The organism is Bacillus sp. AFS029533, assembly GCF_002585125.1.
In the GTDB taxonomy this organism is placed as follows: Bacteria; Bacillota; Bacilli; order Bacillales; family Bacillaceae_G; genus Gottfriedia; species Gottfriedia luciferensis_B.
This window is the reverse complement of record NZ_NUQC01000075.1, coordinates 1-3,327: the sequence shown is the minus strand read 5'-3', so window position 1 is coordinate 3,327 and position 3,327 is coordinate 1. Positions and strand designations below refer to the sequence as shown.

Genomic DNA, 3,327 nt, shown 5'->3' with positions numbered 1-3,327 from the left:
TTTTTGTTTACTAAAACTGTCATTACATCAGGGTGTGAAACAGTTCTAATTGCATTACTTTGCTTCGTTTTATTATTTACATTTTCAGGTAAATCTAATGTTGCGTTTTTCTTTATATTAGCGTTTTCTATATTTATTTGATGATTCTCTTTTTTTGCACTAGAATCATGATGAATATGGTTTTTTGAAAAACAACTATTTAAAGATATAGTAAGCTAATCAAAATTGAAAGAACTAAATATTTCATAAAAGAAAGTACCCCCAGATATGGCTTTGTCTAATAGTCAGTGAATAAATGATACAAATTTTGCTCATTTTTAAATCTCCCTTATATTATTGTCTAAAAAGCTCGAACTATATAAGAGAATGATAAGAAATGGATGTTTCGAATTTAGGCTCAACTTGTTTCAAAGTTGTAAATAATTTCTATTAAGAAATAAACTATTAAAACACCCTTATCTTAACTAGTTGAATATAGTTAAGATAAGGGTGTTATTAATTTTAGATTGTTAAAATCTTCGAGCTGACTCCACTACATTTAGATTCGCTTTATCTTTGATTTCTTTTGCTTTTTCTAGAAATCGTACATAGAGACAGTAAAACGATAAGAATTAGGTACTATTTATCCCTTGTAATCATTCAATACACTTTATTGAGTACAATGTATATATTTCCTCTAAAAATGTAATCTACTATTATAAAATACAGTCGATTTTACATTTATCATGTAGGTAATAAACCCAATTTTCGCTCGAAAAATAAATGAAGAAAATAGAAGGAGATATCATAAAGTTGAACATAAAATATTTAGATTTACTTGCTCATAAATATGATAGTGAAGAAAAGGTGGTCACTGAGATCATTAATCTTGAAGCCACCCTTAATCTGCCAAAAGGGACAGAGCATTTTGTCAGTGATTTACACGGGGAGTATCAAGCTTTTCAGCATGTGTTAAGAAATGGATCGGGTAGAGTAAAAGAGAAAATAAGAGACCTATTTCAAGATGAACTATCTGATACAGAACTTAATGAATTTGCGACGTTAGTTTATTATCCTGAAGAAAAATTAAAGTTAATTAGAGATAAGTGTGTAAATAAACAAGAATTACATCAATGGTACACAGTAATCATTGACCGTATGATAAAGTTAATTTCTTATTCGTCATCTAAATATACACGCTCAAAATTACATAAAGCATTGCCTCAAGAGTTTGTTTATATAATAGAAGAGTTACTTTACAAAACGGATGAATTCACAAATAAAAAAGCATATTATTCAAAAATCGTCCAGCAAATTATTTCTCTTGGTCAGGCAGATAAGCTTATTACAGGTCTGGCTTATTCTACTCAGCGGTTGGTAGTTGACCATCTTCATGTCGTGGGTGATATTTATGATCGTGGACCTGAACCTGATAAAATTATGGATACTCTAATTAATTATCATTCTGTTGATATTCAATGGGGAAATCATGATGTCCTATGGATCGGTGCCTTTGCTGGATCAAAGGTTTGCCTGGCTAATATTATTCGTATCTGTGCCAGGTACGACAACTTAAGTATTATTGAAGATGTGTATGGAATAAATCTTATACCACTTCTTAATCTTGCGGATAAGTACTATAATGACAATCTAGCGTTTAGACCCAAGAGCAATTCGGATAAAAAAAAGTCTGATCATGAACTTTTGCAAATTACTAAAATCCATCAAGCGATTGCAATTATTCAGTTCAAGCTTGAAATGCCAATCATAAAGAGACGCCCGTATTTTAATATGTCAGAAAGACTTTTGCTTGAAAAAATTGATTATGACAAAAATGAAATAACAATTAATGGGAAGACTTACCCATTAGAAAATTCTTGCTTTGCAACTATTAATCCAGATAATCCGAGTGAATTAATAGAGGAAGAAGAGCAAGTCTTGGACAGACTATTGTTTTTTGTCCAGCATTCGGAAAAGTTAGCCAGACATATGAATTTTCTCATGGAGAAAGGCAGTCTTTATTTGAAATATAATGGGAATTTATTAATACATGGATGCATCCCAATTGATGAAAAAGGAAATATGGAAAAAATGGTGATTGAAAATCAAACCTATGCAGGTAGAGCTCTACTTGATATTTTTGAACATTATTTACGACATGCTTTTGCACATCCTGAAGAGACAGAAGATCTCGCGACAGATATGGTCTGGTATTTATGGACAGGAGAATATTCATCATTATTTGGGAAAAGAGCAATGACGACCTTTGAAAGGTATTTTATTAAAGACAAAGAAACCCATAAAGAGATTAAGAATCCATACTATCATTTACGTGAAAAAGAGGATATCTGCTGTAAAATTTTAGCAGAAATGAATCTTAATCCTAACATAGGCCATATAATAAACGGCCATACACCTGTTAAAGAAATAAAAGGCGAGAATCCAATTAAAGCAAACGGAAAGTTGATTGTCATTGATGGAGGATTTTCCAAAGCTTATCAATTAACGACTGGTATTGCTGGATACACTTTATTATATAATTCTTGCGGTATACAACTCGTCGCCCATGAAAAATTTAATTCAAAAAAAGATGTTCTATTAAAAGGGTCAGATGTTTTATCAGTAAAGAGATTGGTGGAAAAAGAACTCGAGAGAAAAAAGGTTCTAGAAACCAATGAGGGAGAGCGGTTATTACAGGAAATATCTGTTTTAAAAAGTCTATTGGAAAGTCGCTATACTAATCCTCAGTTGTGAAGTGTATATGTTATCAAAAGGATCAAACTTCATCATTCCAATTGGATTTGGGGAATTTGTTTTAAATGGTGATTTTGAATTAATTGTTTCACATACTTAAGTGCAATTGAATAGTGGAAAAGAATCAGGACAATTGCTCTGATTCTTTTTTTATTTTAATGGTTACCAATTTTAAAATGATGATATAAAAATAGATGTGTTTTTTTGACCATTATGGAGATAGTAGATTCTAAACTAATTAACGTGTAGTAAGAAAGGATTTATAAAAATGAATACATAAAGAGGCTATGAATTTTAATCATAGCCTTTTATCAATAAGAGATACTATGTTCTTAGATTTTATTATTTTGAAACTGGATAGACGTTTAAATATTCTTCTAAGGTTAAGTTTCTTTTTTTTATTTGTTTTGCTGTTGTTACCCCAACATACCGAATATGCCAAGGTTCGTATTTGTAACCTGTGATTTGCTCCTTACCTTTTGGATACCGAATAATAAAACCATAATTAGAGGAATTTTTTTCAAGCCATTTGGCTTCTTTAGTATTCGCGAAACAGCTTGTAGCCGCACATTTTCCAGTGCTACTACTTACATC

Annotated in this window: 3 protein-coding genes; 2 read left to right on the top strand and 1 reads right to left on the bottom strand. The window is 31.0% G+C overall.

The annotated features are described in order from the left end of the window. The first annotated feature begins 792 nt into the window (after positions 1-792). On the top strand, positions 793-2,733 hold the full coding sequence (locus COE53_RS23455; RefSeq protein ID WP_098948798.1) for a fructose-1,6-bisphosphatase: 1,941 nt from the start codon (positions 793-795) through the stop codon (positions 2,731-2,733). Between the two features lie 7 nt (positions 2,734-2,740). Continuing rightward, on the top strand, positions 2,741-2,833 hold the full coding sequence (locus COE53_RS24540) for a hypothetical protein (RefSeq protein ID WP_353616548.1): 93 nt from the start codon (positions 2,741-2,743) through the stop codon (positions 2,831-2,833). A 242-nt stretch (positions 2,834-3,075) separates the two neighbouring features. Here COE53_RS24540 and COE53_RS23450 read toward each other — a convergent pair. Continuing rightward, positions 3,076-3,327: M15 family metallopeptidase (locus COE53_RS23450; RefSeq protein WP_142350431.1), on the bottom strand; the 252-nt coding region annotated here is incomplete at its 5' end.